21 protein-coding genes and 1 pseudogene are annotated in these 22598 nt (G+C 61.8%); 14 read left to right on the top strand and 8 right to left on the bottom strand.

Annotation, left to right across the window (positions count from 1 at the left end; translation table 11 throughout):
• Positions 1-2: 2 nt before the first annotated feature.
• The 5 genes and pseudogenes from NKJ46_RS15380 (at position 3) to NKJ46_RS15400 (ending at position 4371) form a co-directional block, all read left to right on the top strand.
• The gene (locus tag NKJ46_RS15380) at positions 3-494 is read left to right on the top strand and encodes a RidA family protein (protein ID WP_352665829.1); all 492 of its coding nucleotides are present in this window, start codon (positions 3-5) and stop codon (positions 492-494) included.
• A 30-nt stretch (positions 495-524) separates the two neighbouring features.
• A complete protein-coding gene (locus tag NKJ46_RS15385) occupies positions 525-1724 on the top strand; it encodes an aminotransferase class V-fold PLP-dependent enzyme (protein ID WP_352665830.1) in 1200 nt (399 codons plus the stop codon).
• Between the two features lie 62 nt (positions 1725-1786).
• A complete protein-coding gene (locus NKJ46_RS15390; protein ID WP_352665831.1) occupies positions 1787-2608 on the top strand; it encodes an IclR family transcriptional regulator in 822 nt (273 codons plus the stop codon).
• Positions 2609-2813: 205 nt separating this feature from the next.
• Positions 2814-3065: a helix-turn-helix domain-containing protein gene (locus tag NKJ46_RS15395; RefSeq protein WP_352665832.1), complete on the top strand. Its 252-nt coding sequence runs from the start codon at positions 2814-2816 to the stop codon at positions 3063-3065.
• Positions 3065-4371: pseudogene (locus tag NKJ46_RS15400) on the top strand (type II toxin-antitoxin system HipA family toxin). The gene NKJ46_RS15395 and the pseudogene NKJ46_RS15400 overlap by 1 nt, the downstream one beginning before the upstream one ends.
• An 89-nt stretch (positions 4372-4460) precedes the next feature.
• On the opposite strand, the gene NKJ46_RS15405 reads toward NKJ46_RS15400, so the two are convergent.
• Positions 4461-4904: a MarR family winged helix-turn-helix transcriptional regulator gene (locus tag NKJ46_RS15405; RefSeq protein ID WP_352665834.1), complete on the bottom strand. Its 444-nt coding sequence runs from the start codon at positions 4902-4904 to the stop codon at positions 4461-4463.
• Positions 4905-5001: 97 nt separating this feature from the next.
• Here NKJ46_RS15405 and NKJ46_RS15410 point away from each other — a divergent pair, with 97 nt between their 5' ends.
• Positions 5002-6603 (top strand): FAD-dependent monooxygenase, encoded by a 1602-nt coding sequence (locus NKJ46_RS15410; RefSeq protein ID WP_352665835.1) that lies wholly within the window; start codon positions 5002-5004, stop codon positions 6601-6603.
• A gap of 183 nt (positions 6604-6786) precedes the next feature.
• Here the strand turns inward: NKJ46_RS15410 and NKJ46_RS15415 are convergent, their stop codons facing one another.
• A complete protein-coding gene (locus tag NKJ46_RS15415; protein ID WP_352665836.1) occupies positions 6787-7260 on the bottom strand; it encodes a phosphatidylglycerophosphatase A family protein in 474 nt (157 codons plus the stop codon).
• Between the two features lie 261 nt (positions 7261-7521).
• On the opposite strand from NKJ46_RS15415, the gene NKJ46_RS15420 reads away from it, so the two are divergent.
• Positions 7522-8157 carry a CDP-alcohol phosphatidyltransferase family protein gene (locus NKJ46_RS15420; protein WP_352665837.1) on the top strand — a complete coding sequence of 212 codons (636 nt, stop codon included), beginning with the start codon at positions 7522-7524 and terminating at the stop codon, positions 8155-8157.
• A gap of 50 nt (positions 8158-8207) precedes the next feature.
• Here NKJ46_RS15420 and NKJ46_RS15425 read toward each other — a convergent pair whose 3' ends face one another.
• Positions 8208-9227 (bottom strand): LLM class flavin-dependent oxidoreductase, encoded by a 1020-nt coding sequence (locus NKJ46_RS15425; protein ID WP_352665838.1) that lies wholly within the window; start codon positions 9225-9227, stop codon positions 8208-8210.
• Positions 9228-9482: 255 nt separating this feature from the next.
• Between NKJ46_RS15425 and NKJ46_RS15430 the strand changes: the two genes are divergently transcribed.
• Both NKJ46_RS15430 and NKJ46_RS15435 read left to right on the top strand, forming a co-directional pair.
• On the top strand, positions 9483-9716 hold the full coding sequence (locus NKJ46_RS15430) for an AbrB/MazE/SpoVT family DNA-binding domain-containing protein (RefSeq protein WP_352665839.1): 234 nt from the start codon (positions 9483-9485) through the stop codon (positions 9714-9716).
• On the top strand, positions 9713-10144 hold the full coding sequence (locus tag NKJ46_RS15435; RefSeq protein WP_352665840.1) for a type II toxin-antitoxin system VapC family toxin: 432 nt from the start codon (positions 9713-9715) through the stop codon (positions 10142-10144). Before NKJ46_RS15430 ends, NKJ46_RS15435 begins: the two co-directional genes overlap by 4 nt.
• Here NKJ46_RS15435 and NKJ46_RS15440 read toward each other — a convergent pair.
• The 5 genes from NKJ46_RS15440 to NKJ46_RS15460 all read right to left on the bottom strand — a co-directional run bounded on the left by NKJ46_RS15440 (position 10141) and on the right by NKJ46_RS15460 (position 14360).
• Positions 10141-10347, bottom strand: coding sequence for a hypothetical protein (locus NKJ46_RS15440; RefSeq protein ID WP_352665841.1), 207 nt, complete (start codon positions 10345-10347; stop codon positions 10141-10143). The genes NKJ46_RS15435 and NKJ46_RS15440 overlap by 4 nt on opposite strands.
• 18 nt (positions 10348-10365) lie before the next feature.
• Positions 10366-11508, bottom strand: coding sequence for a DegT/DnrJ/EryC1/StrS family aminotransferase (locus NKJ46_RS15445; RefSeq protein WP_352665842.1), 1143 nt, complete (start codon positions 11506-11508; stop codon positions 10366-10368).
• A 253-nt stretch (positions 11509-11761) separates the two neighbouring features.
• Positions 11762-12685: a carbohydrate kinase family protein gene (locus NKJ46_RS15450; RefSeq protein ID WP_352665843.1), complete on the bottom strand. Its 924-nt coding sequence runs from the start codon at positions 12683-12685 to the stop codon at positions 11762-11764.
• Positions 12682-13128, bottom strand: coding sequence for an RbsD/FucU family protein (locus NKJ46_RS15455; RefSeq protein WP_352665844.1), 447 nt, complete (start codon positions 13126-13128; stop codon positions 12682-12684). Before NKJ46_RS15455 ends, NKJ46_RS15450 begins: the two co-directional genes overlap by 4 nt.
• Before the next feature lie 2 nt (positions 13129-13130).
• A complete protein-coding gene (locus NKJ46_RS15460; RefSeq protein ID WP_352665845.1) occupies positions 13131-14360 on the bottom strand; it encodes an ROK family transcriptional regulator in 1230 nt (409 codons plus the stop codon).
• Between the two features lie 227 nt (positions 14361-14587).
• Here NKJ46_RS15460 and NKJ46_RS15465 point away from each other — a divergent pair, with 227 nt between their 5' ends.
• The 5 genes from NKJ46_RS15465 to glgB all read left to right on the top strand — a co-directional run bounded on the left by NKJ46_RS15465 (position 14588) and on the right by glgB (position 22597).
• On the top strand, positions 14588-15604 hold the full coding sequence (locus NKJ46_RS15465) for a sugar ABC transporter substrate-binding protein (RefSeq protein WP_352665933.1): 1017 nt from the start codon (positions 14588-14590) through the stop codon (positions 15602-15604).
• An 89-nt stretch (positions 15605-15693) separates the two neighbouring features.
• On the top strand, positions 15694-16776 hold the full coding sequence (locus tag NKJ46_RS15470) for an ABC transporter permease (protein WP_352566490.1): 1083 nt from the start codon (positions 15694-15696) through the stop codon (positions 16774-16776).
• Complete coding sequence (locus NKJ46_RS15475) at positions 16773-17561, top strand: ATP-binding cassette domain-containing protein (protein WP_352665846.1); 789 nt, start codon at positions 16773-16775, stop codon at positions 17559-17561. The genes NKJ46_RS15470 and NKJ46_RS15475 overlap by 4 nt, the downstream gene beginning before the upstream one ends.
• Before the next feature lie 175 nt (positions 17562-17736).
• Complete coding sequence (locus NKJ46_RS15480; protein ID WP_352665847.1) at positions 17737-20205, top strand: glycogen/starch/alpha-glucan phosphorylase; 2469 nt, start codon at positions 17737-17739, stop codon at positions 20203-20205.
• A 145-nt stretch (positions 20206-20350) separates the two neighbouring features.
• On the top strand, positions 20351-22597 hold the full coding sequence (glgB, locus tag NKJ46_RS15485) for a 1,4-alpha-glucan branching protein GlgB (protein WP_352665848.1): 2247 nt from the start codon (positions 20351-20353) through the stop codon (positions 22595-22597).
• The last annotated feature ends 1 nt before the right edge of the window (position 22598 follow it).

Genomic DNA, 22598 nt, shown 5'->3' on the forward strand with positions numbered 1-22598 from the left:
GTATGACTTTTTCCGAGTTCAAGAAGCAACCGGAAAGCACGCCTTACGACCGGCTTTTGGCACTTGGAATAACGCTGCCCGAGGCGCCGCCGCCGATCGCCAATTTTGTTACACATATGCAGGAGGGCAAGCTGCTGTTCCTGTCCGGCCAAGGGCCGAGTGAGGCCGACGGCCGGGTCTATACGGGCAAGGTCGGTGCCGAGGTAACGGTCGACCAGGCCTATGCCCATGCGCGGTTGACCGGGGTCAACCTCATTGCCGTCATGCACGCAGCGCTTGGCGATCTGCGCCGCGTGCGACGTGTGGTGAAGCTCTTCGGCATGGTCAACGCCGCGCCTGATTTCGCCGACCACCCCGCGGTGATCAACGGCTGCTCGGACCTGCTCATTCATGTTTTCGGCGAGCGCGGCAGTCACGCCCGCTCTGCGGTCGGCCACGGATCACTGCCGGGAGGGATAAGCGTCGAAATCGAAGCCGTCATCGCCATTGATTGATAGGATCACGAATAGCCGGAGCACAAGACCATGCCTGTTGACGATATCCGCAGCCAGTTGGGGCTCAGGCCCGTCATCAACGTCTCGGGCACGATGACCTCGCTCGGCGCCTCCATTGTCGTTCCTGCGGCTGTCGAGGCGGTTTCCGGCATTCTCACCGAGTTTGTTGACATGGCCGATCTGCATCGCAAGGCCAGCGGCGTGATCGCCGAGTTGACGGGCGCAGAAGCGGGCTTCATCACCGCCTCCTGTTCCGCGGCAATCAGCCTGACCGTGGCAGCCAGCATGACCGGCCCGGACCTTGCCGCAATCGAACGGCTGCCGTACGCCGCGGGACTGAAAGACGAGGTCGTCATCCAGTCCGGCCACATGGTCAGCTACGGCGCACCCATCGGACAGGCGATCCGTCTCGCCGGCGCCAAGGTCGTGCCGGTAGGTCAGGCGACCAGCGCCTCAGTGTATCAGCTCTCAGGCGCCATAACGGAGCGCACCGCTGCGGCAATCTATGTCGTGTCGCACCATGTCGTCGAGTATGGGCAAATCCCGCTGAAGATGTTCGTTGAAGCAGCCCATGCACGCGCGGTTCCGGTCATCGTCGACGCAGCGTCCGGATACGATCTGGCGGGCTTTCTCGCCAGCGGCGCGGATCTGGTGCTGTATTCGGGTCACAAATTCCTGGGTGGCCCGACATCCGGTATCGTCGCAGGCTCGAAGGCGCGAGTGCGCGACGTCTATTTGCAGAACCGGGGCATCGGGCGCGGCATGAAGGTCGGCAAGGAAGGCATCGTCGGTGCGCTCGCCGCTCTCCAGGCCTGGAAAACGCGTGACCATGACGGCATCCGTGCTCGCGAACGCCGCGCGGTCGACAGCTGGGCACAAGCCCTTGAGGGCCGGCCCGGCATCACTGTCGCTGTCGTACCCGACCCGACCAGTAATCCGCTCGACCGCTTGAAAGTGTCGGTGAAAGCCGCCGAAGCCCGCATTTCGGCCTGGGATCTGGCCGACCGGTTGGCAGCCGGCAATCCGCCTGTGATCGTCCGCGACCATGAGGTCGAACACGGCTATTTCTTCCTCGATCCATGCAATTTGCATCCTGACGAAGAATTCGTCGTGGCGGCACGACTTGCCGAGGAGCTTGATCGCGCGCGCGAATCGAATGCGATCATCGCCACACCATGGAACGAGCGTCTCATCGCTCGCGAGGCTGCCATTCTCAACTGGCCGGATTGAGAGTAGCTGTGGTAAATGCCCGGCTGCCTTACAGTGGAACCACAACCAGTTCCGAGAATGACATGTCTGCGATTGCGCCCGACCTGCACCCGAACCCCGCCGAAGGCGCACGCGAACCCCGCCGCTCGCGCACCAGCGGTATCGACCGCGCGCTGCAAATACTCGACTATCTGCAAAAGCAGGGTCGGCCAGCGACCGCATACGAGATTGCGCACGACATCGGCGCCCCCCTGTCGACGATCTACGTCATCGTCGATGATCTGGTCGAAAAGGAGTTGCTGGACCGCAAGGACGGCGGCCTGCTCTGGCTGGGTCCGCGGCTCTATCAGTACGGCCTGACCTACGCCCGCACGCTGGACCTGCTCAACGTGGCAACGCAGGAGATGCACGAGCTGGCCCAGAGTTCGAAGGAGACGATCCAGCTATGCGGCCGTGACGGCGACCATATGGTCGTGCTTGCGATGGAAGAGGGGCAGGATCATTTCCAGGTCACATCTCGCGTCGGAACCCGGACGCCGCTGAACTGGACTGCGTCGGGCCGGCTGCTCGTCGGCCATTTGCCGGAAGCCGAACGCCGCGCCATTTTCGCCCGATGCGCGATCGCCTCTCCCACCGGACGCGCCGAGACAGACGAGGATGTGCTGGCTCGCGCGGCCGCCGCAGCGTTGGAGCAGGGGCTGTCGATACAGGCCGGTGAATCTGACTTTTCGGTTGCTTGCATTGCCGCTCCTATCCGTGACAGCCAAGGAGCCTGCCGTGCTACGATCTCGATCGTCGTCCCGGATGTGAAGCTGAGGCAAAAGGACCCCGATTTGATTACAATGGTCAAGACCAGTGCGCGCCGCGTCGAGTCGCGGCTCGGTTGGCGAACTGACCTGCCATAATCGTCAGGCCTTCGGCTGCTGTGCCTGAGGAAGCTGGTGGACACCCACTATCCGGCTGTGAGAATTCCGCGTGGCGGGAGCGGTTTATACGCGGGAACACATATCCTGCCGTTATGCGCTTGAGCGTATTTACGGTGCTATCCGGTGCAGCGCATATTGAATTTTATCTGCCAAAGCGTATATCTCGCAGCTAGAGAGGAACGCTGTGGACCAAATCGCCCGAACGCCCAAACAACTCGGAGATGCCATCCGCCGGCAGCGCCGCAAACTCGGCCTGAACCAGACCACTGTCGGGGACCGCACTATGCTGCGCCAAGCGACCATCTCGGCCGTCGAGAATGGTGCGCCCGGAACGCAGCTCGGAACGCTTTGTGACATTCTCGCAGCGCTCGACCTTGAATTGGTTGTCCGCCCTCGGACCAGAGCAAAGTCGACCGAGATCGAGGACATCTTCTGATGGCTCGCGCGAGGCGGCACCTCCCGCTCAATGTCTTCTTGAACAGCCGTCTCGTCGGGCGGCTGAATAGACAATCCAGCGGCGCGATCGATTTTCAGTATGATCCGTCCTGGCTTGCCTGGGAGCACGCCCTACCAGTCTCGCTATCTCTGCCTCTACGTGAAGACCGCTATATCGGTGCACCCCTCATTGCCGTCTTTGACAATCTCTTGCCCGACAGCATTCCGATTCGCCGCCGCATAGCGGAGCGTGTTCATGCTCAAGGCACAGATGCCTACGACTTGCTTGCCGCTGTCGGGCGGGATTGTGTCGGCGCGCTGCAATTCCTGCCGGATGATGTTGAGCCGGGCCCCGCCGGTATCGTCGACGGCAAACCCGTTGACGATACCGAGATTGCTCGGCTCCTCCGCGATCTGGCATCGGCCCCCCTCGGGCTGGGCGAGGATGAGGATTTCCGGATCTCGATCGCTGGCGCTCAGGAAAAGACTGCGCTCTTGTTCTGGAAAGGACGTTGGTACAAGCCGCTGTCGACGACTGCTACAACGCACATCCTTAAGCCACAGATCGGACGCTTGCCAAATGGCATCGACCTTTCCTTCAGTGTTGAAAACGAATTTTTCTGCCTCAAGATGACAGCCGCCCTGGGGCTCCCGTGCGCCGTCGCGGCAATCGAGGACTTCGAAGGCAATCGCGTGCTCGTAGTCGAACGTTTCGATCGCCGATGGACGAGTGACAACCGTCTCCTGCGCTTGCCCCAGGAAGACTGCTGCCAGGCTTTGTCTGTGCCTCCGTCGCTGAAATACGAATCCGATGGCGGGCCCGGGGTTCCAGCTATCCTTGGTTTGATGAAGGGAAGCGACCAGCCGGAGGTAGATCAAGCTGCGGTGCTGAAGGCCGTGGTCGCATTTTGGCTTCTCGGCGCCACAGATGGGCATGCCAAGAATTTTAGCGTCTTTCTTTCTCCCGGCGGCCGGTTCCGTATGACGCCGCTCTATGATGTGATCTCAGCGCAGACCAGCCTTGATGCGGGACAGATCAGGCGCAACAAAATGAAGTTGGCGATGGCTATAGGCGACGCATGCCACTATCTTATCGATAGCGTTATGCCGCGCCATTTCATCCAGACCGCCGCCAAGGCAGGAATTGGTCCAAAATCCGTCGCGGCGATTATTGACGAGCTGCGCCAACGGGCACTGGCGGCAATCGAACTAGTTTCTGCAGCACTCCCAAAGGTTTCCCTTCGCAAGTCGTAGATGCCATCGGCAATGGGGTCAAAGCTCGCGTGCGCAGACTGGAAGAGGTGTGATGCTGAAGATAGAGGCGCAGCCTGACTAATAGCCATTGGGACGGTCCAAATGATCTTCCTGAGCAGCAGCAACGCCCCTCGGGACGTAATCAACCTTCGGACTTGCCAGCCTGTAACTTTCTGACCAAGCCGATCAGCTGATCCAGGTCCGCGCGTGTAAGCGCAAGCATCTCGGCAGGGGGCTTGTGATATTCCCTTGTCAATTCCTCAATGATTGCAGCCCCCTGGGCCGTAAGCTTGACAAGTTTCACACGGCGATCGCTTGGCGACGGAACCCGTTCGGCGAGCCCCGCCTGCTCCAACCGGTCGACCAGCCAGGTAGCCGTCGAAGGGTCGCAGTGCCATTGAGCGGCCAATGCGCCGATCGGCTTGCCCGCATCTTTGTCGAGAGTGAAGAGGGCGCGCGAGTCGTTGGGCGTCAGGCCCAATTTCTGCTGGATCGCCAACCGGTCCGGCGCGGACCGCATCAGGAAATCAAACATCAGGCGCCATGCCTCGGTGGCGTGCTGCAAGCGATCTTGGCTCGGTCCCATTCCACGCTCCTTCGTGTCTTGACACATATTTGGACCAATCATATGATTTGATCAACCAAAATATTTTGGCGATCAAAGCAATGAGAGGAGATCCGAGATGACCAACACCACGGTTCTCGTCGTCGGAGGCGGCCTGAACGGTCTGACGGCGGCCGCCCTTTTGGCTCACAACGACATTGCGTGTGTCCTCGTCGAGCGCCATCCCGACACGTCAATCCAATACAAGTTTGCCGGCATTTCCCCGCGCAGCATGGAGATCTTCCGAAGCCTCGGCCTCGAGGAGGAGATTCGTGCAAATCGGACGGGGGACCAGCAGGCGGGCGCTATTGCGCGCGCCAGGAATCTCGCCGATCCGGAGATTCAATGGGGCGGATCGGCGTGGCCGGATGCAAGTGCCCTCAGCCCCACGCAACCGGCGACGTGTGATCAGCACGTCCTGGAACCGATTCTGCGCCGCTACGCCGAGCGGAACGGTGCAGACGTGCGTTTCAGCACGGAGCTGGTGACTTTCGATCAGGATGAGACCGTCGTCCGCGCGGAAATTCGCGATATCGCGACCGGCGCAAGGGAGGTCATCTCGTCCGACTATCTGATCGTCGCGGACGGTGCGAACGGCTCGATGCGAGAGAGGCTCGAGATCAGCCGCAGCGGGGCAGGCGGCCTTCAGCACTGGATGAATGTCGTCTTTGACACGGACATGCCTCCGACGATAGGCGGCAAGCGCTTCACGTCGTGCTTCGTGACCGACCTCAACGGGACCTTCACGCCCAGGGAGGGTGGACGATGGCTTCTGGCGCTCCAGTACTTTCCCGAAAAGGGGGAGAAACCCCAGGATTTTGATGAAGCCAGGTGCAGGGAACTGATCATACGAGGTGCGGGCCGGTCGGACATCACGGCGAGGCTTGTCGATGCGCGCTCCTGGGAAGTGGCAGCCCTCACAGCGCACCAATTCCGCCGAGGCCGCGCGTTTCTTGTGGGGGATGCCGCACATGTGATGCCCCCAACAGGCGCTTTCGGTGGCAATTCAGGTATCCACGACGCCCATAACCTTGCCTGGAAGCTTGCGATGGTGGCACGCGGGCATGCCGATCCCTCGTTGCTGGATAGCTATGACATGGAGCGCCGGCCGGTCATCGAGGCTACGTTGGCACAAGCGCTCGCCCGCCTACAGAAATGGTTCGACGATCCGTCGAAGCGGTTGCCTCCTCCTGTTGCGATCGTCGAGGATTACGACGTGGTATTTGGCCAACGCTACACTGCAGGCATCGTGGCTCGGGAATCCACACCGGACGATCACCCGTTCCAAAAATCCGCCGAGCTGTCGGGTCGCCCTGGCACGCGTTTACCGCATTTCGCGGTCGAGCGCGCCGGCCAGCGGATTTCGAGTCTCGATTTGTGCGATCGCGACTTTCTTCTCCTCTGCGCCGATAAAGCATGGTGTCAGGCCGCTCAAGCCGTAAGCCAGCGCCTCGGAATGCCGCTGACCTGCCAAGCCTTGGGCGCCAATGGGGACCTGATTGACATGGACCATCGGTGGCCTTCCGCGCTCGGGGTTGAAAGCGGCGGTGCTGTCTTGGTCAGGCCGGACGGCTTTGTCGCGTGGCGGTCAACGCACGGTGTGCCTGATCGCGTACAGGTGCTGATCGAAACACTTGAAGGGTCTGGTTTCCGCACGCAGGGACACGAACACCATCGGTGAGCGGCGCGGATGCCTCCTGCGTTCCGATGCCCAGGGCTCTGACGGCCAGCGCACGAAGTCCGGCGGCTATGACTTCCTCGCCGATCCCATCGTCTGGAAAGGCCGCGATCCTGTGGCTTCGCAGCGGTCCGGTCCTCCCTTGTGGCGCTAACTCCTTTGGCAGCGGAGGCCGAAATGTCGCCGTTACCGCAAATGGTCAATCAAACCGTTCAGCAGGAGCAGCAACGCCCCAGCGACGACAGCCGCGGCAGCATCGTCCAGCATGATGCCGGCCCCACCCCTTAGCTGGTCATGCATGATACGGATAGGCCAAGGCTTGACGACGTCGAAAAACCGGAAAGCAAGGAAGCCTGCTGCCCACCAGAGTGGGTCGATCGGAAGCATGGAAAGTGTCACGGCGGCGCCGAAGGTCTCATCGATGACAACGATCTGCGGGTCCTCCTTCCCGGTACGGGAGATGACATGCGATGACGCCCATACGCCGACGGCGAACAGGGCTGCATAGGCAAGCACGGTCAGCCAAGGCGATGCAGGTATCAGAGCTGCGGCAACAGCCACTCCAACTATTGCGCCGACCGTGCCCGGCCATAGTGGAGATAATCCCGCGCCAAGAGAGGTCGCGAGCAGGTAGGCGAACGTGGGTGGAAATTTATGCATCGAGTTTCGCCGGCTTCCCGAGGATGGCAAGCAATCATAGTCACATCGTTCGGGTGCGACCGCCAGACCGCCGGCCGATTTGCTCCGTCAGCTCGGCGAGCGCCTTAATCCGCCGGCCGCATTCGCCGAAAGAAATCGCTGTTGCGGCGAGTTGAGAATGTTGCTGGGCCCGCTTTGACTAATTGGAACGGTAGCGACGGTGGAACAAACCCGCAAATTGCTGGTAAAGCTCGGTGAAACGACATCATCAGAGGAACCGCCATGATCGCCGGTCTCATGAAAAGTCGCATCGACCCGCTATGGGAGCAGGCCGCCTCTCCGCTGATCGGGATCGGCATGACGCCGAACCAGGTTACGGCTAGCGGACTCGTGCTCGTCGTTTTGTCCTCGGCCGCCTACGTCTACCACCATTCAAGTCTCGCCTTTGGCCTTTGCCTGGCGTTTGCCTTCACCTTCGACGCGCTGGACGGTGCGGTCGCCCGCCGGACAAACATGAGCACCAAGGCCGGCGGCTATTTCGATGCCGTCGTCGACCGCTATCAGGAATTGGCCGTCTTTGCGGCAATCGGCTGGGTCGCCGATCTGTGGGCGATCGCAATGTTCGCGTTCGCCGGCGGGATACTCACAAGTTACGCCAAGGCGCGGACGGCGCTGGAAATCCCTGTGGAAAACCACGGTTGGCCGGATTTCTTCGAGCGGATGGAACGTCTGGTATTCATTTGCGTGCTGCTCGCCGCCGACGGAGTCGCGACTGCCACCGGCGCGGCTTCGCCCTGGATTCTGGCAGGCGGGTTCGCGTTGTACGCAGTGCTGGCCAACGCGACGGCGCTGCAACGGATCAGTCGCGCATTTGCGATGCTGAAACGAGCCGACGGGAAGCAGCCGCGAGATCGCTAGAACGCGAGCATCGTATCGACCGCCGTGGGCTTTTCCAACAAAGTCGCGCGTCAGCGCCAGCCCAAGCCAGGGGCGACATGGGTCAGGATCGCCTCGATGACATGGGCATTGTAGTCGACGCCGAGCTGGTTGGGGACGGTAAGCAGCAGCGTATCGGCCTCGGCGATGGCTTCGTCGCCCTTTAGCTGCTCGATCAGGACGTCCGGTTCGGCGGCATAGGAGCGGCCGAACACGGCGCGTCTATCTGCCTCGATGTAACCGAAATGATCTCCGCTCTGGTTGCCGCCGAAATAGCCCCTGTCACGATCGTCGACCAGCGCAAAAATGCTCCGGCTGACCGACACCCGCGGCTCGCGCGTGTGTCCGGCCGCCTTCCAGGCCTCGCGAAATGCCCGGATCTGTTCGGCCTGCTGAATGTGAAACGGCTTTCCGCCTTCGTCGAATTTGAGCGTGGAGCTCTGCAGGTTCATCCGCAGTTTCGCAGCCCATTCTGCGGTGGTGTTTGTGGCGGCGCCCCACCAGATGCGCTCGCGCAGGCCCTCCGAGTGCGGCTCGACGCGAAGCAGGCCATGCGGGTTGGGAAACATCGGCCGCGGGTTGGGCTGCGCAAAGCCTTTGCCCAGCAACACTTCGAGCAGCACTCCGGTGTGTCTGCGGGCCATGTCGGCATCGCTCTCCCCCTCTTGCGGGGCGTAGCCGAAGTAGCGCCATCCCTCGATTACCTGCTCCGGCGAGCCGCGGCTGATGCCCAGCTGCAGACGCCCTCCGGCGATTAGATCGGCGGCGCCGGCGTCCTCGGCCATGTAGAGCGGGTTCTCATAGCGCATGTCGATCACCGCCGTGCCGATCTCGATTCGGCTGGTCTTCGCCCCAACCGCTGCCAGCAGCGGGAAGGGCGAGGCGAGCTGGCGCGCGAAGTGATGCACGCGGAAATACGCGCCGTCCGCACCCAGCTCCTCGGCCGCGACGGCCAGCTCGACGGACTGCAAAAGCGCGTCGGATGCCGTCTGCGTCTGCGATTGCGGCGAGGGCGTCCAGTGCCCGAACGAGAGGAAACCAATCTTCTTCATGAGATAGCCAGCCTAGAGGGAAGACAGGTGCAGATTATGCTTCGGCGCAGAGCAAAGCACTCCAAAAATTTGCCCTGACGGCAATCTTCAAAGCCGCTCCGGCCGATTTTGGAGAGAGGGCAGGGGAGGAGTTTTTGGCAGTGGCAGAAGGCCAATGTGCGATCGCAAAAATGACGGATGGATATGGATCTAGCGGTTGAAATCCAACACGACGGGTAATACCTTGTTGATTATTGGTATTACCGAGGTTCGAACATGACCACCAAAGTCACAGCCAAGGGACAGGTGACCATTCCAAAGCCGGTCCGCGAACTGCTTGGGATCGTCCCGGGCAGCCGAGTCGACTTCCGCCGCGCCGATGACGGCAACGTCGTGATTACGCGCAGTGACAAGAAGCAGCCCGCGAGCCGCTTCGCGAAATTGCGCGGCCATGCCGGCACGGGTCTCGATACCGACGCGATCATGGCACTGACGCGTGGCGACGTGTGACGCTGGTCGACACCAACGTTCTGCTCGATCTTGTCACCAATGATCCGAACTGGGCGGATTGGTCGATCGCGCAGCTTGAGGCCCAAAGCCTGAATGGACCGCTGTTGATCAACGATGCTGTCTATGCGGAGTTGGCCGTCCGATACGGGCGCATCGAGGATCTCGACGCGTTTCTTGACAAAGCTGGTCTCGAAATCGCTTCGATGCCACGGGCAGCACTGTTCCTGGCAGGAAAGGTCTTTACCCAATACAGGAGATCGGGCGGATTGCGCTCCGGCGTGCTGCCCGACTTTTTCATCGGCGCCCATGCCGCCGTCAACGGGTTGCCGCTGCTCACTCGCGATGTTGGTCGCTATCGTACCTATTTTCCATCACTCAAGCTGATCGCACCGAACTTCGTGAATAGCCCGCCGAATAGGGTCAGCTAGGAAGGTGCCGCGATCGCGAGCACTATCGCGATGAGGATCAACAGCGGCCCCATCCATTTAAAATGGGTTCCAAAGTTGGTCCACCATGCCTGCTGTTGGCCGGGGCGAGCTTGAGAGGGGTCCGAGAAAAATCCGAAGCCGACGCCAGCCATCCACAACCCGGCGCAGAACATGATGAACTCGTCGATGTAATCCGCGACCACGCTTCGAAGCTTTCGAATTTATGCCGCCGCTACATGCGCCGAATTCGAGCCGATATAGTTACGGATAGTTTCGATGATCCGGTCCTGGTCGGCCTCGCTCAGATAGGGATGCATCGGCAGGCACAGGATGCGATTCGGCAGCTCTTCCGAAACGGCAAGGCCGGTCGGCGTGCGCGGATAGTCGCGATAGGCAATCTGGCTGTGCAGCGGTTTCACATAATAGATGACTGACGGAATGCCCTTTTCACCAAGATGTGCCTTGAGCCCGTCGCGTTTCGGCGTTTCGATGGCGTATTGCGCCCAGGCCGAGCGGCCGCCGCCCAGATTGCGCGCCGCCTTGACGATATCGCCGAGACCTTCGGCATAGCGATTGGCGACCGCTTGCCGCGCCACCATCTCGTCCTCGAGAATGGCCAGCTTCTCTATCAGGATCGCCGCCTGAAGCGTGTCGAGCCGCGAGTTGATGCCGACGCGGACATTGTCGTACTGCGTTTCGCCCTTGCCGTGAAAAGCAAACGAGCGCAGCTGTTCGGCCAGCGCATCGTCATTGGTGAACATCGCACCGCCATCGCCATAGCAGCCGAGCGGCTTTGCCGGATAGAAGCTGGTCGAGCCGACGGTGCCGAACGAGCCGCACATCTTGCCGTCAGCCGAGCCGCCGGTCGCCTGCGCGGCATCCTCGATGACCGTCAGGCCTTCGCGATTGGCGATGGCCATGATCGCCTCGTAATCGGCGGCGAGGCCGAACAGGTCGACGGGAATGATTGCCTTCGGCCTCAGCCGGCCCTCCGCCTTGATCATGGCGATTGCCGCCTCGAGGCTGGCGATGTCGATATTGTAGCTGTCGGCATCGACATCGACGAAGACCGGTTCGGCCTTGGTCAGCGCCACCACTTCGGCCGTGGCGGCGAAGGTGAAGCTCGGCACGAACACCGCGTCGCCCGGGCCGATGCCGGCGGCAAACAGCGGCAGCAGCAGCGCATCGGTGCCGTTGGCGCAAGCGACGACATGCTTGGTGCCGATATAGGCGGCGAGCTTGTTTTCGAATTCGGTGACCTGAGGTCCGAGAATATAGCGGCCCTCGTCGACAACCCGGTCGATTGCCGCTTTTAGCCTGTCGCGGATGCGTTCGCGCTGCGCGCCAAGATCGATGAACTGCATGTCGGCCTCAAACCGTTTTAGTCAGATAACCGGCCGCTGGTAGCAGACTTGGCACGGCCGAGAAAGCCGCAGGGCAAAACCCTGAATTGCTCAAGTGTCGCAGCCTGTTACCTCTGATTTCCGATCTGCCCTCTTAAACGCGGGGAAATCCGGGCTTCGGCCGGCCTGATACAGGCTTCGCATCCCGCCCGCCAGGCTGGGCGAAACATAAAGTGATCGCCGGTGAGCAGTCCATGGGCTGCGCACCGGCCGGTCAGGCGAGTTCATGCCGCCATGGCGGATTGGCGCCGGCCCGCGATACCGTCACGGCCGCGGCCTTGGCGCCGAGCGTCAGCGCCTTTTGGATGGCGTCTTCGGGCAAACTGGCGATTGCCGTCTTGGAGAGCAGACCCTGTTCGTGCAAGGAGGCAAGAATGCCGGCATTGAATGTGTCGCCGGCGCCGACCGTATCGACCACCTCGACCTTGTCCGGGACGACCGTGACCCGGTGCTGGCTGCTATAACCGACCGCGCCCTCGCTGCCATGGGTGACGACGATCAGCTTCGGACCGCGGTCCAGCCAGTTGCGGACGACGTCCTCATGCGAGCCGGCTTCGCCGAACCAGTTCAGATCCTCGTCCGACAGTTTCACGATGTCGGCCATCGCCATCATGTTGCGGATGCGCCTGAGGTGCTTGGCCTTGTCCGCAATGAAGTTTGGCCGGATGTTGGGGTCGAGCATCATCACACGGCGCTCATGCTCGCGTCGCATGAACTCCTCATAGGCCGACCCGGCCGGTTCCGAGATCAGGCTGATGGCGCCGAACAGCATGGCCTCGATCTCGCTGCCGAGTTCCGGCAGGTCCTCGATGGTCAGCATGCGCCCGGCGGTGTTCTCGTCATAGAATGTGTAGGTCGCCTGGCCGTTGTTGAGGCGCACGAAGGCGAGCGTGGTCGGCCGCGGCGAGGTGTGTGCATAGGTGGAACTGACCTTGCTGGCTCCCAGGGCCTCCCTGAGTTGGCCCCCGAACAGATCCGACGACAGGCCGGAGAAGAAGGCAGCAGGCGCGCCGAGCCGGCCAAGCGCAATTGCCGAGTTGAAGACGGCACCGCCGACATAGGGCGCAAAGGCCGGCTCGCCCTCCGTCGTGGTCCGCGGCAGCATATCGATCAGGGCTTCGCCGCAGCAGAGGATCATGAAGTCTTGCTTTCCGGCGGATAGATCACGCCCTTGCGGATGATGATGTTGGCGTAAAGCCGCGGCTCGCTCGTCGCGACGATTGCGTGCGCGGCCTTGACCCGTGCATAGAAGTCGGCGCCGGCAAGCGCAACCACCTTGCGGCCCGGCACACGCCTGGCGCAGATCGCTTCGATCTCATGATGAACCGGATCGGCGAGCAGGGGATCGCCTTTGGCCGAGGCGCGAAACAGCGCCTGCGGCACGGCGTCGTCGACAGGCAACACGCTCAATATGGCATCGAGCACCGGGACGAGATGATGGCCGTCGGCGCGGATCAGCCGCCGTGCCTGCTGCTCGGCCGGGTAGTTGCCGTCGACCAGGGCGATCTCATCGCCATGGCCCATGGCGCGCAATATCGCCAGAAGCTCCGGGCCGAGCAGCGCCGGGATGCCGATCAGCATGCTCAGAAGCTCCGGGAAATCGTGGTCGAGCCGATGAGAAAGCGCTCCGATAGCGGCAGGCTGGCGCCACCCAGCGCTCGCGCATGGATGCCGACCGTTCCCTCGCGAACGCCCGGCAGCCTCAGGCCTTCGCCGTCGATCCGGCCGATGGCCTGGATGACGGCATCGACGAGCCGGCGGCGCACGGCGAGCGGCATCCATCCGTCGATCACCGCGGCTTCGAAATCGATGACGGAGGACGCCGCAACGATGGCATAGGCGAGTGCCTGCGAGGCGCTGGCGATCCAGTCGTCGAGATCGGCGCCGATCTCGCCCCAGTCCTCCGGTGAGGTCCACAGATGCGAGGCCTCGACGCCGCGCGCGTTGAGCGCCTTTTCCAGCATGGCGATCGACGCCACGTCGATCAGCTGGGTCGGCTTGCCGTCCGGCCCGGGCACCGGCATCGAGCCCAGCGCGCCGGCATTGCCGGTTGGGCCGCCAAAAAGCCGGCCATTGAGCACGATGCCGCCGCCGGCAAAGGCGCCGATATAGAAATAGACGAAATCGCGCGCCGCGCCCGCCGCCTGGCCGAACACGAGCTCGGCGCCGCAGGCCGAGGTGGCGTCGTTCTGCAGATAGACCGGAAATTCGCATTGCGCCTGGATGTCGGAGCGGATGTCGCGATGACGCCATTCGTCCATGATTTCGCGCGGTGCGCCGGCGGTGTCGGCCCAGTTCCACAATTCGAACGGCATGGCGATGCCAAGCCCGGCAATGCGTTTGTCCTGCGCAGGGGTGAGTTGGCCGCGCATCTTCTTCATGCCGCTTGTGACGAATTCCACCGTCTCGCGTGGCGCCGGATAGCGGTACGAATGCTGTAGCATCGAGCGCACATTGCCGAGGAAATCGATCAGCACCAGCTCGGCACTGCGCCGGCCGATCTTCAGGCCGATGAAATAGGCGCCGTCCGGATTGAGCGCCATGGGGATCGAGGGCTGGCCAATCTTGCCGCGCAACGGCGCCTGCCGGACGAGCAGGTCGTCCTCCTCCAGCTCGCGCATGATGACTGACACTGTCTGCGCCGAAAGGCCAGTCATGCGTGCAATGTCGGATTTGGCCAGGCTGCCGTGCTGGCGCACCAGCGACAGCACCAGCCGCTCGTTGTGGTCCCGCATGCCGCTTTGATTGGTGCCGCGGTGCAGGCGGCTTTCGGCCGCATCGGGCGAGCCGTGCCTCGTAATGCCGGTCTCCACCCTGTTCCTCCCGTCGTTCCCCTCAATGCTTTTGGTCTAGAGTGAGTGAACAATCCTGCGTTGTCAATAATAAATAAGAGTGATTTAATTATTGACAGTGCTGGCTGACTGGTGTCTTTTGAGGTCGGCGCCGACACTGGGAGATTTCGTCGGACGCGCTGCAGATGCCGGTTGGCCGGCATCCTAAATGGTTCCATGGGAGGAAAATCGTGACCACGTCAAAACTGTTGAAATCCACCGTGTTTGCCGCGGCCGGACTGAGCCTGATGGCCTTTGCTTCGACCGCGTCCGCGGCCAATGTCAGTGCTTGCCTGATCACCAAGACCGACACCAACCCCTTCTTCGTCAAGATGAAGGAAGGTGCCGCCGCGAAAGCCAAGGAAATCGGTGTCGATTTGAAAGCCTATGCCGGCAAGGCGGAAGGTGACAATGAGGGCCAGGTTGCGGCGATCGAATCCTGCATCGCCGACGGCGCCAAGGGCATTTTGATCACCGCCACCGACACTGCGGCCATCGTGCCGGCGGTGAAGAAGGCGCGCGATGCAGGGGTGCTGGTGATCGCTCTCGACACGCAGCTCGAGCCTGCCGATGCCGCGGATGCGACGTTTGCGACCGACAATTTCAAGGCCGGCGAGCTTATCGGCTCCTGGGCAAAGGCTACCTTGGGCGACAAGGCCAAGGATGCGCACATCGCCTACATGGATCTGATCGCCAGCCAGCCCTCCGTCGACGTTCAGCGTGATCAAGGCTTCATGAAGGGCTTCGGCATCGACCTCGGCGATCCCAAGAAGATCGGCGACGAAACCGACGCACGCAACGTGTGTCATGATCTGTCGAGCGGCAATGAGGATGGCGGGCATACTGCCATGGAGAATTGCCTCCAGAAGGATCCGGATATCAACGTCGTTTACACCATCAACGAACCTGCGGCCGCGGGCGCCTACCAGGCGCTGAAGGCGGTCGGCAAGGAGAAGGACGTGCTGATTGTCTCGGTCGATGGCGGCTGCCCTGGTGTCAAGAACGTTGCCGAGGGCGTGATCGGCGCCACTTCACAACAATATCCACTGCTCATGGCCTCGCTCGGCATCGAAGCGATCAAGACCTTTGCCGACACCGGCAAGAAGCCGGAGCCGTCGCCCGGTCTGGATTTCTACAACACCGGCGTCACGCTGATCACCGATAAGCCTGCCGCCGGCATTGAATCCATCGACACGAAGCAAGGCCTCAGCAAGTGCTGGGGTTGATTTGATCCCCTGATCGGCTCAACTTCAAAACAACAATCGAGAATGTGGAGCGGTTTCGGCCGCTCCACATCACAGGCGGGGAGGCCGACTTGAGCGTCGAAACAACCAGGAGCAAGGGACCGCAGGAATTCGAGACGGTCCTGGCCGCCAGCGACGCCAGCGTCGCTTCATTCGAGACGCATTCCCGCTCGACATTGGAGAGCATCCAGCACCGCTTGCACAAAAGCCCCGCCATGGTGCCGCTGATCATCCTACTCATCTCGGTGGTTCTGTTCGCAGTCGTCGTCGGTGGCCGCTTCTTTTCTCCGTTCACCCTCACCCTGATCCTCCAGCAGGTGGCGATAACAGGCATGGTCGGCATCGCGCAGACACTGGTGGTGCTCACCGCTGGCATCGACCTGTCAGTCGGCGCCATCATGGTGCTGAGCTCGGTTGTTATGGGCCAGTTTGCCATGCATTACGGTGTTCCAGCGCCGGTCGCCGTTGCCGTCGGGCTGCTTGTCGGCGCGATTTGCGGCTTGATCAACGGCATTCTCATCGCCTGGGTGAAACTGCCGCCCTTCATCGTGACGCTCGGCACCTGGTCGATCTACGCTGCCATCAACTTCATCTATTCCGGCAACGAGACCATCCGCAGTCAGGATCTCGAGGCAACGGCACCGCTGCTGCAGTTTTTCGGCGGCTCGTTCAGGATCGGCGGCGCCGTCTTCACCTACGGCGTGCTGTTGGTGCTGATCATGGGGGCAATTGCCTGGTACGTGCTCAATCACACGGCATGGGGCCGGCATGTCTATGCAGTCGGCGACGACCCGGAAGCCGCGGAACTGTCGGGGGTGCGCGTCAGCCGGATGCTGGTCACGGTCTATACGCTGACTGGCATCATTTGTGCCATCGCCGGCTGGGCCTTGATCGGACGCATCGGATCGGTCTCGCCGCAGGCCGGGCAGTTCGAGAACATCAATTCGATTACCGCCGTGGTGATTGGCGGCACATCGCTGTTCGGCGGCCGCGGTTCCATCCTCGGGACCATCTTCGGTGCGCTGATCGTCGGGGTGTTCGCGCTCGGCCTCAGGCTTTGGGGGACAGATCCCCAATGGACGCAATTGTCCGTCGGCGCCCTTATCATCATCGCTGTTGGAATCGACCAGTGGATCAGGAAGATCTCGGCATGAACCAGACTCAGGAACCGATCCTTACCGCCCGCAGCCTGGTCAAGCGCTATGGCCGCGTCACCGCTCTCGACAGCGCCGACTTCGACCTCTATCCGGGCGAAATCCTTGCTGTCATCGGCGACAACGGCGCCGGCAAGTCGTCGCTTATCAAGGCGATTTCCGGAGCCGTCACCCCCGACGAAGGCGAGATCCGGCTTGAAGGCAAGCCTATTGCATTCAAGTCGCCGATGGAGGCCCGCGAAGCCGGCATCGAGACCGTCTACCAGAATCTGGCGCTGTCGCCGGCGCTGTCTATCGCCGACAACATGTTCCTCGGCCGCGAGATCCGCAAGCCGGGCTTTCTTGGCAGCTGGCTGCGCATGCTCGACCGTCCGGCCATGGAAAAGCGCGCCCGCGACAAGCTCACGGAGCTTGGCCTGATGACCATCCAGAACATCAGCCAGGCCGTGGAAACGCTTTCCGGCGGCCAGCGTCAGGGTGTGGCGGTGGCGCGCGCCGCCGCCTTCGGCAGCCGGGTGGTGATCATGGATGAGCCGACGGCGGCACTTGGTGTGAAGGAGAGCCGCCGTGTGCTCGAATTGATCCTCGACGTGAAGAAGCGAGGCCTGCCGATCGTGCTGATTTCGCACAACATGCCGCATGTCTTCGAGGTGGCGGACCGCATCCACATTCACCGGCTCGGCCGTCGCCTGTGCGTCATCGATCCGAAGCAGTATACGATGTCCGACGCGGTCGCCTTCATGACCGGCGCCAAGGTGCCGCCGGAAGCGGCGCTGGCGGCTTGAGCAAGAACTTGAGGCCCATCGCCGAGGAGCCCAAACGCGCTGTTTCAAGATACCAAATTGCCGCAGGGCAACTCGGCTTGCGGTCGCCTGAATCGATTGAACATTCGGCGGGATGCATTAGCATTGGCAGAGATGGTGAAAGCCGTATGATCCTGGCAACGTCACGAGAGGCAGCATGACGCGCGCGATGACAACCGAAGCTCCTCTGCCCACGCTCGAAAACCCGGATCCAAAGACGCTCGCCGAGGAAGTCTTGCAGGCCCTCAAATACAGGGTTGGCAAGGGCACCAACGTTGCAACCCAGTACGACTGGCTCACCGCCTCGATCAAGGTTGTGCGCGACCGCATCGTCGATCACTGGATGCAGGCGACCCAAGAGGCCTACGCCCAGCAGGAAAAGCGCGTCTATTACCTGTCACTGGAATTCCTCATCGGCCGCCTGATGCGCGATGCCTTCTCCAATCTCGGCCTGATGGACAACATGCGCGAGGCGCTTTCGTCGCTTGGCGTCGACCTCGACATCATTGCAGCGCTCGAACCTGACGCTGCCCTTGGCAATGGCGGGCTTGGCCGGCTCGCCGCCTGCTTCATGGAAAGCATGGCGACCGTCAACATCCCCGCGCATGGCTACGGCATTCGCTACGCCAACGGCATGTTCCGGCAGGAGATCCATGACGGCTGGCAGGTGGAGCTGCCCGAGACGTGGCTCGATCACGGCAATCCCTGGGAGTTCGAGCGCCGCGAACGCTCCTTCGAGGTCGGCTTCGGCGGCTCGGTGGAATCGATCACCTCGAAGGACGGCAGGCTCGAGCGCCATGTCTGGAAGCCGACCGAACATGTTCTGGCCGTTGCCTACGATACGCCAGTGGTTGGCTGGCGGGCCAACCGCGTCAACACGCTGCGTCTATGGTCCGGCATGCCGATCGACCCGATCTTGCTCGACAAGTTCAACGCCGGCGATCACATCGGCGCGCTCGCCGAAAGCAACAAGGCCGATGCGTTGTCGCGTGTCCTTTACCCGGCCGATTCCCACAAGGCCGGCCAGGAGCTGCGGCTCAGGCAGGAGTATTTCTTCTCCACCGCCTCGCTGCAGGACATCGTCCAGCGTCATCTCAGTCAGTATGGCGACTTGCAATCGCTGCCCGACAAGGCGGCGATCCATCTCAACGACACCCATCCGGCCATCGCCGTCCCCGAGTTGATGCGCCTGTTGATGGATGTCCACGGCATGGATTTCGACCAGGCCTGGAGCATCACCAAGCGGACTTTCGGCTACACCAACCACACGCTGCTTCCCGAAGCGCTGGAAAGCTGGCCCGTGCCGCTGTTCGAGCGGCTGTTGCCGCGCCACATGCAGATCGTCTACGCCATCAACGCCGAGGTGCTGCTCGAGGCGCGCGCCTCCGACCAGTTCTCGGACGAGCAGATCAGTCGCATCTCGCTGATCCAGGAAAATGGCGATCGCCGCGTGCGTATGGGCAATCTGGCCTTTGTCGGCTCGCACTCGATCAACGGCGTGTCGGCACTGCATACGGAATTGATGAAGGAGACGGTGTTTGCCGACCTCCACCGGCTCTACCCGGATCGCATCAACAACAAGACCAACGGGATCACACCGCGGCGCTGGCTGATACAGTGCAATCCCGGCCTCACTGCACTCACCCGAGAGGCGATCGGCGACGGCTTCCTCGACGACATCGACGAGATAAAGCGGCTTGATACTTTCGCCGAGGACGCCGCCTTTCGCGACAAGTTCGCCGCTGTCAAACGGGCGAACAAGACGAGGCTTGCCAATCTCGTTGCCGACCGGCTCGGTATCAAGGTCGACCCCTCGGCGCTGTTCGACATCCAGGTCAAGCGCATCCACGAATACAAGCGCCAGCTCTTGAACATTCTCGAAGCGGTCGCACTTTACGACCAGATCCGCTCGCATCCGGAGCGCGACTGGATGCCCCGCGTCAAATTCTTCGGCGGCAAGGCGGCGCCCAGCTATCACAACGCCAAGCTGATCATCAAACTTGCCAACGACGTCGCCCGGGTCATCAACCGCGACCCGGCGGTGCGCGGTTTGCTGAAAGTGGTGTTCGTGCCGAACTACAATGTCAGCCTTGCCGAGATCATGATGCCGGCCGCCGATCTTTCGGAGCAGATATCGACCGCCGGCATGGAAGCGTCCGGCACCGGCAACATGAAGTTCGCGCTGAACGGCGCGCTGACCATCGGCACGCTCGACGGCGCCAATGTCGAGATCAAGGAATGCGTCGGCGACGACAACATCTTCATCTTCGGCCTGACCACAGAGGAAGTCGCCGAGCGGCGCAACAATGGTTACGATCCACGCGTCGTAATCGAGGGATCGCCCGAATTGGCGCAGGCGCTTGCCGCGGTTTCGTGCGGGGTCTTTTCGCCTGACGATCCGGACCGTTATCGCGACCTGATCAACGGTCTTTACCAGAGCGACTGGTTCATGGTCGCCGCGGATTTCGATGCCTACGCCGCCACCCAGCGCGACGTCGATGCCGTCTGGCGCAACAGCCCGGACTGGTACGCCAGAGCGATCCGCAATGTCGCCCGCGTCGGCTGGTTCTCGTCCGACCGCACGATCCGCCAATATGCGAAAGACATCTGGCACGTGCCCGCCTGATGTGATTGCATGAGACCAGGAACAATGTGGCCCTAGTGGAGTGATTTGACCTTCGCATCCCTTGGAAGGTCAGGCGGCCTGCGACTATCGAATTCAAAACTTCACTAGAAACACACACTTGGTGCCCGAGGAGGGACACTGCCTGATGAGCAAGCCGCGCGCGACCGTTGCGACAAGCGGGCCGGACGGACTGACGCCAGCCGGCGATGTCGCGGCGATTGTCGCCGGCACGCATGGCGACCCCTTTGCCGTGCTTGGCGTACATGAGGCGGGGAAGGGCTTTGTCGCCCGCTGCTTCGTCCCCCATGCCGAGTCCGTCACCGCCTATACGCTGACCGGCAAGAAGGCCGGCGAGCTGTCGAGACGCGACGACCGCGGCTTCTTCGAGGGCAAACTGTCGCTGCGCAAACGCCAGCCGTTGCGCTATCATGCCAGGAATTCTGGCGGCGACTGGTGGCTGACCGATCCATATTCCTTCGGCCCCGTGCTCGGTCCGCTGGACGACTATTACATCGCCGAAGGGTCGCATCTCAGGCTGTTCGACAAGCTCGGCGCCCATCTCATCGACCATGAAGGTGCATCGGGCATGCATTTTGCGGTGTGGGCGCCCAATGCAAGGCGCGTCTCGGTGGTCGGCGACTTCAACGAGTGGGACGGCCGCAGGCATACCATGCGCGACCGCCGCGATACCGGCATCTGGGAGCTGTTCATTCCCGACATCGGCGCCGGCCGCCCTTATAAATACGAGATCATCGGGCCGGATGGCGTCAGATTGCCACTCAAGGCGGATCCGTTCGCCTTCAAATCCGAGCTGCGCCCGGCCACCGCCTCGGTGACGGCGCTGCCGCCGGCGCATGAATGGGGTGACGAGGCGCACCGGAACTACTGGCGCAATGCCGACCACAGGCGCGAAGCCGTATCGATCTACGAGGTCCATGCCGGGTCATGGCGGCTTCACGACGACGGCAGCTTCCTGTCTTGGGATGAGCTCGCCGACAGGCTGATCCCTTACGTGGTCGAGATCGGTTTTACCCACATCGAATTCATGCCGATCTCCGAACACCCTTATGACCCTTCCTGGGGCTACCAGACGACCGGCCTCTATGCGCCGACTGCCCGCTTTGGCGATCCGGACGGTTTTGCCCGCTTCGTCGACGGCGCCCATCGTGCAGGCGTCGGCGTCATCCTCGACTGGGTGCCGGCGCATTTCCCGGTTGACGAACACGGTCTGGCAAAGTTCGACGGTACCGCACTCTACGAACACGCCGATCCGCGCAAGGGCTTCCATCCCGACTGGAACACCGCGATCTATAATTTCGGGCGCCGCGAAGTGATTTCGTTCCTGGTCAATAATGCGCTGTTCTGGGCAGAGAAATATCACGTCGACGGACTGCGCGTCGATGCGGTCGCCTCGATGCTTTATCTCGATTATTCGCGCAAGGCCGGTGAATGGATTCCCAACGAGAAGGGTGGGCGCGAGAACCTCGAAGCGGTCAGCTTCCTGCAGCGTATGAACAAGGAGGTCTACGGCCATCATCCGGGTGTGATGACCATCGCCGAGGAATCGACCTCGTGGCCGAAAGTCTCGCAGCCGGTGCATGAAGGCGGACTGGGCTTCGGTTTCAAGTGGAACATGGGTTTCATGCATGACACTTTGGAGTATTTCTCCAAGGAGCCGATCTTCCGCAAGCATCACCACAACGACATCACCTTCGGCCTGGTCTACGCCTTCAGCGAGAATTTCGTGCTGCCGCTGTCCCATGACGAGGTGGTGCACGGCAAGGGCACGCTCCTCAACAAAATGGCCGGCGACGACTGGCAGAAATTCGCGACGCTGCGCGCCTATTACGCCTTCATGTGGGGTTATCCCGGCAAGAAGCTGTTATTCATGGGCCAGGAGTTCGCGCAGCGCCGCGAGTGGAGCGAGGCGCGCGCGCTCGACTGGAACCTGCTCGATTTCCGGCTCCACCGCGGCGTCTGGCAGACGGTGCGCGATCTCAACTATCTCTACCGCTCGCGCCCGGCGCTGCATGCCCGCGACTGCGAGCCGGAGGGCTTTTCCTGGCTGATCGTCGACGACAGCGCGAACTCGGTATTTGCCTGGCTGCGCAGCGCGCCGGGCGGCAACCCGGTCGCCGTCATTTCCAACTTCACGCCGGTGCCGCGCGACAATTACCGCGTGCCGTTGCCGCAGGCCGGAAAATGGCGCGAGATCATCAACACCGATGCCACGGATTATGGCGGTTCCGGCAAGGGCAATAGCGGCGGCGTCGAGGCTCAGGCGGAAGGAGGAGGCATTTCGGCGACGATGCTTTTGCCGCCGCTGTCGACGATCATGCTCGAATTCGTCCCGGACGGAGCTATGTCTGGAGCATCTAACCTGGGAGGATAAG

Source organism: Mesorhizobium sp. M0166, assembly GCF_040322255.1.
GTDB lineage: Bacteria > Pseudomonadota > Alphaproteobacteria > Rhizobiales > Rhizobiaceae > Mesorhizobium.

Bases quoted from the DNA above. Each gene is read 5' to 3' on its own strand.
- NKJ46_RS15415 (WP_352665836.1), bottom strand. From the start codon at position 7,260: ATGCATAAATTTCCACCCACGTTCGCCTACCTGCTCGCGACCTCTCTT.
- NKJ46_RS15380 (WP_352665829.1), top strand. From the start codon at position 3: ATGACTTTTTCCGAGTTCAAGAAGCAACCGGAAAGCACGCCTTACGAC.
- NKJ46_RS15385 (WP_352665830.1), top strand. From the start codon at position 525: ATGCCTGTTGACGATATCCGCAGCCAGTTGGGGCTCAGGCCCGTCATC.
- NKJ46_RS15445 (WP_352665842.1), bottom strand. From the start codon at position 11,508: ATGCAGTTCATCGATCTTGGCGCGCAGCGCGAACGCATCCGCGACAGG.
- NKJ46_RS15425 (WP_352665838.1), bottom strand. From the start codon at position 9,227: ATGAAGAAGATTGGTTTCCTCTCGTTCGGGCACTGGACGCCCTCGCCG.
- NKJ46_RS15405 (WP_352665834.1), bottom strand. From the start codon at position 4,904: ATGGGACCGAGCCAAGATCGCTTGCAGCACGCCACCGAGGCATGGCGC.
- NKJ46_RS15430 (WP_352665839.1), top strand. From the start codon at position 9,483: ATGACCACCAAAGTCACAGCCAAGGGACAGGTGACCATTCCAAAGCCG.
- NKJ46_RS15475 (WP_352665846.1), top strand. From the start codon at position 16,773: ATGAACCAGACTCAGGAACCGATCCTTACCGCCCGCAGCCTGGTCAAG.
- NKJ46_RS15390 (WP_352665831.1), top strand. From the start codon at position 1,787: ATGTCTGCGATTGCGCCCGACCTGCACCCGAACCCCGCCGAAGGCGCA.
- NKJ46_RS15420 (WP_352665837.1), top strand. From the start codon at position 7,522: ATGATCGCCGGTCTCATGAAAAGTCGCATCGACCCGCTATGGGAGCAG.
- NKJ46_RS15450 (WP_352665843.1), bottom strand. From the start codon at position 12,685: ATGATCCTCTGCTGCGGCGAAGCCCTGATCGATATGCTGCCGCGGACC.
- NKJ46_RS15410 (WP_352665835.1), top strand. From the start codon at position 5,002: ATGACCAACACCACGGTTCTCGTCGTCGGAGGCGGCCTGAACGGTCTG.
- glgB (WP_352665848.1), top strand. From the start codon at position 20,351: ATGAGCAAGCCGCGCGCGACCGTTGCGACAAGCGGGCCGGACGGACTG.
- NKJ46_RS15455 (WP_352665844.1), bottom strand. From the start codon at position 13,128: ATGCTGATCGGCATCCCGGCGCTGCTCGGCCCGGAGCTTCTGGCGATA.
- NKJ46_RS15480 (WP_352665847.1), top strand. From the start codon at position 17,737: ATGACGCGCGCGATGACAACCGAAGCTCCTCTGCCCACGCTCGAAAAC.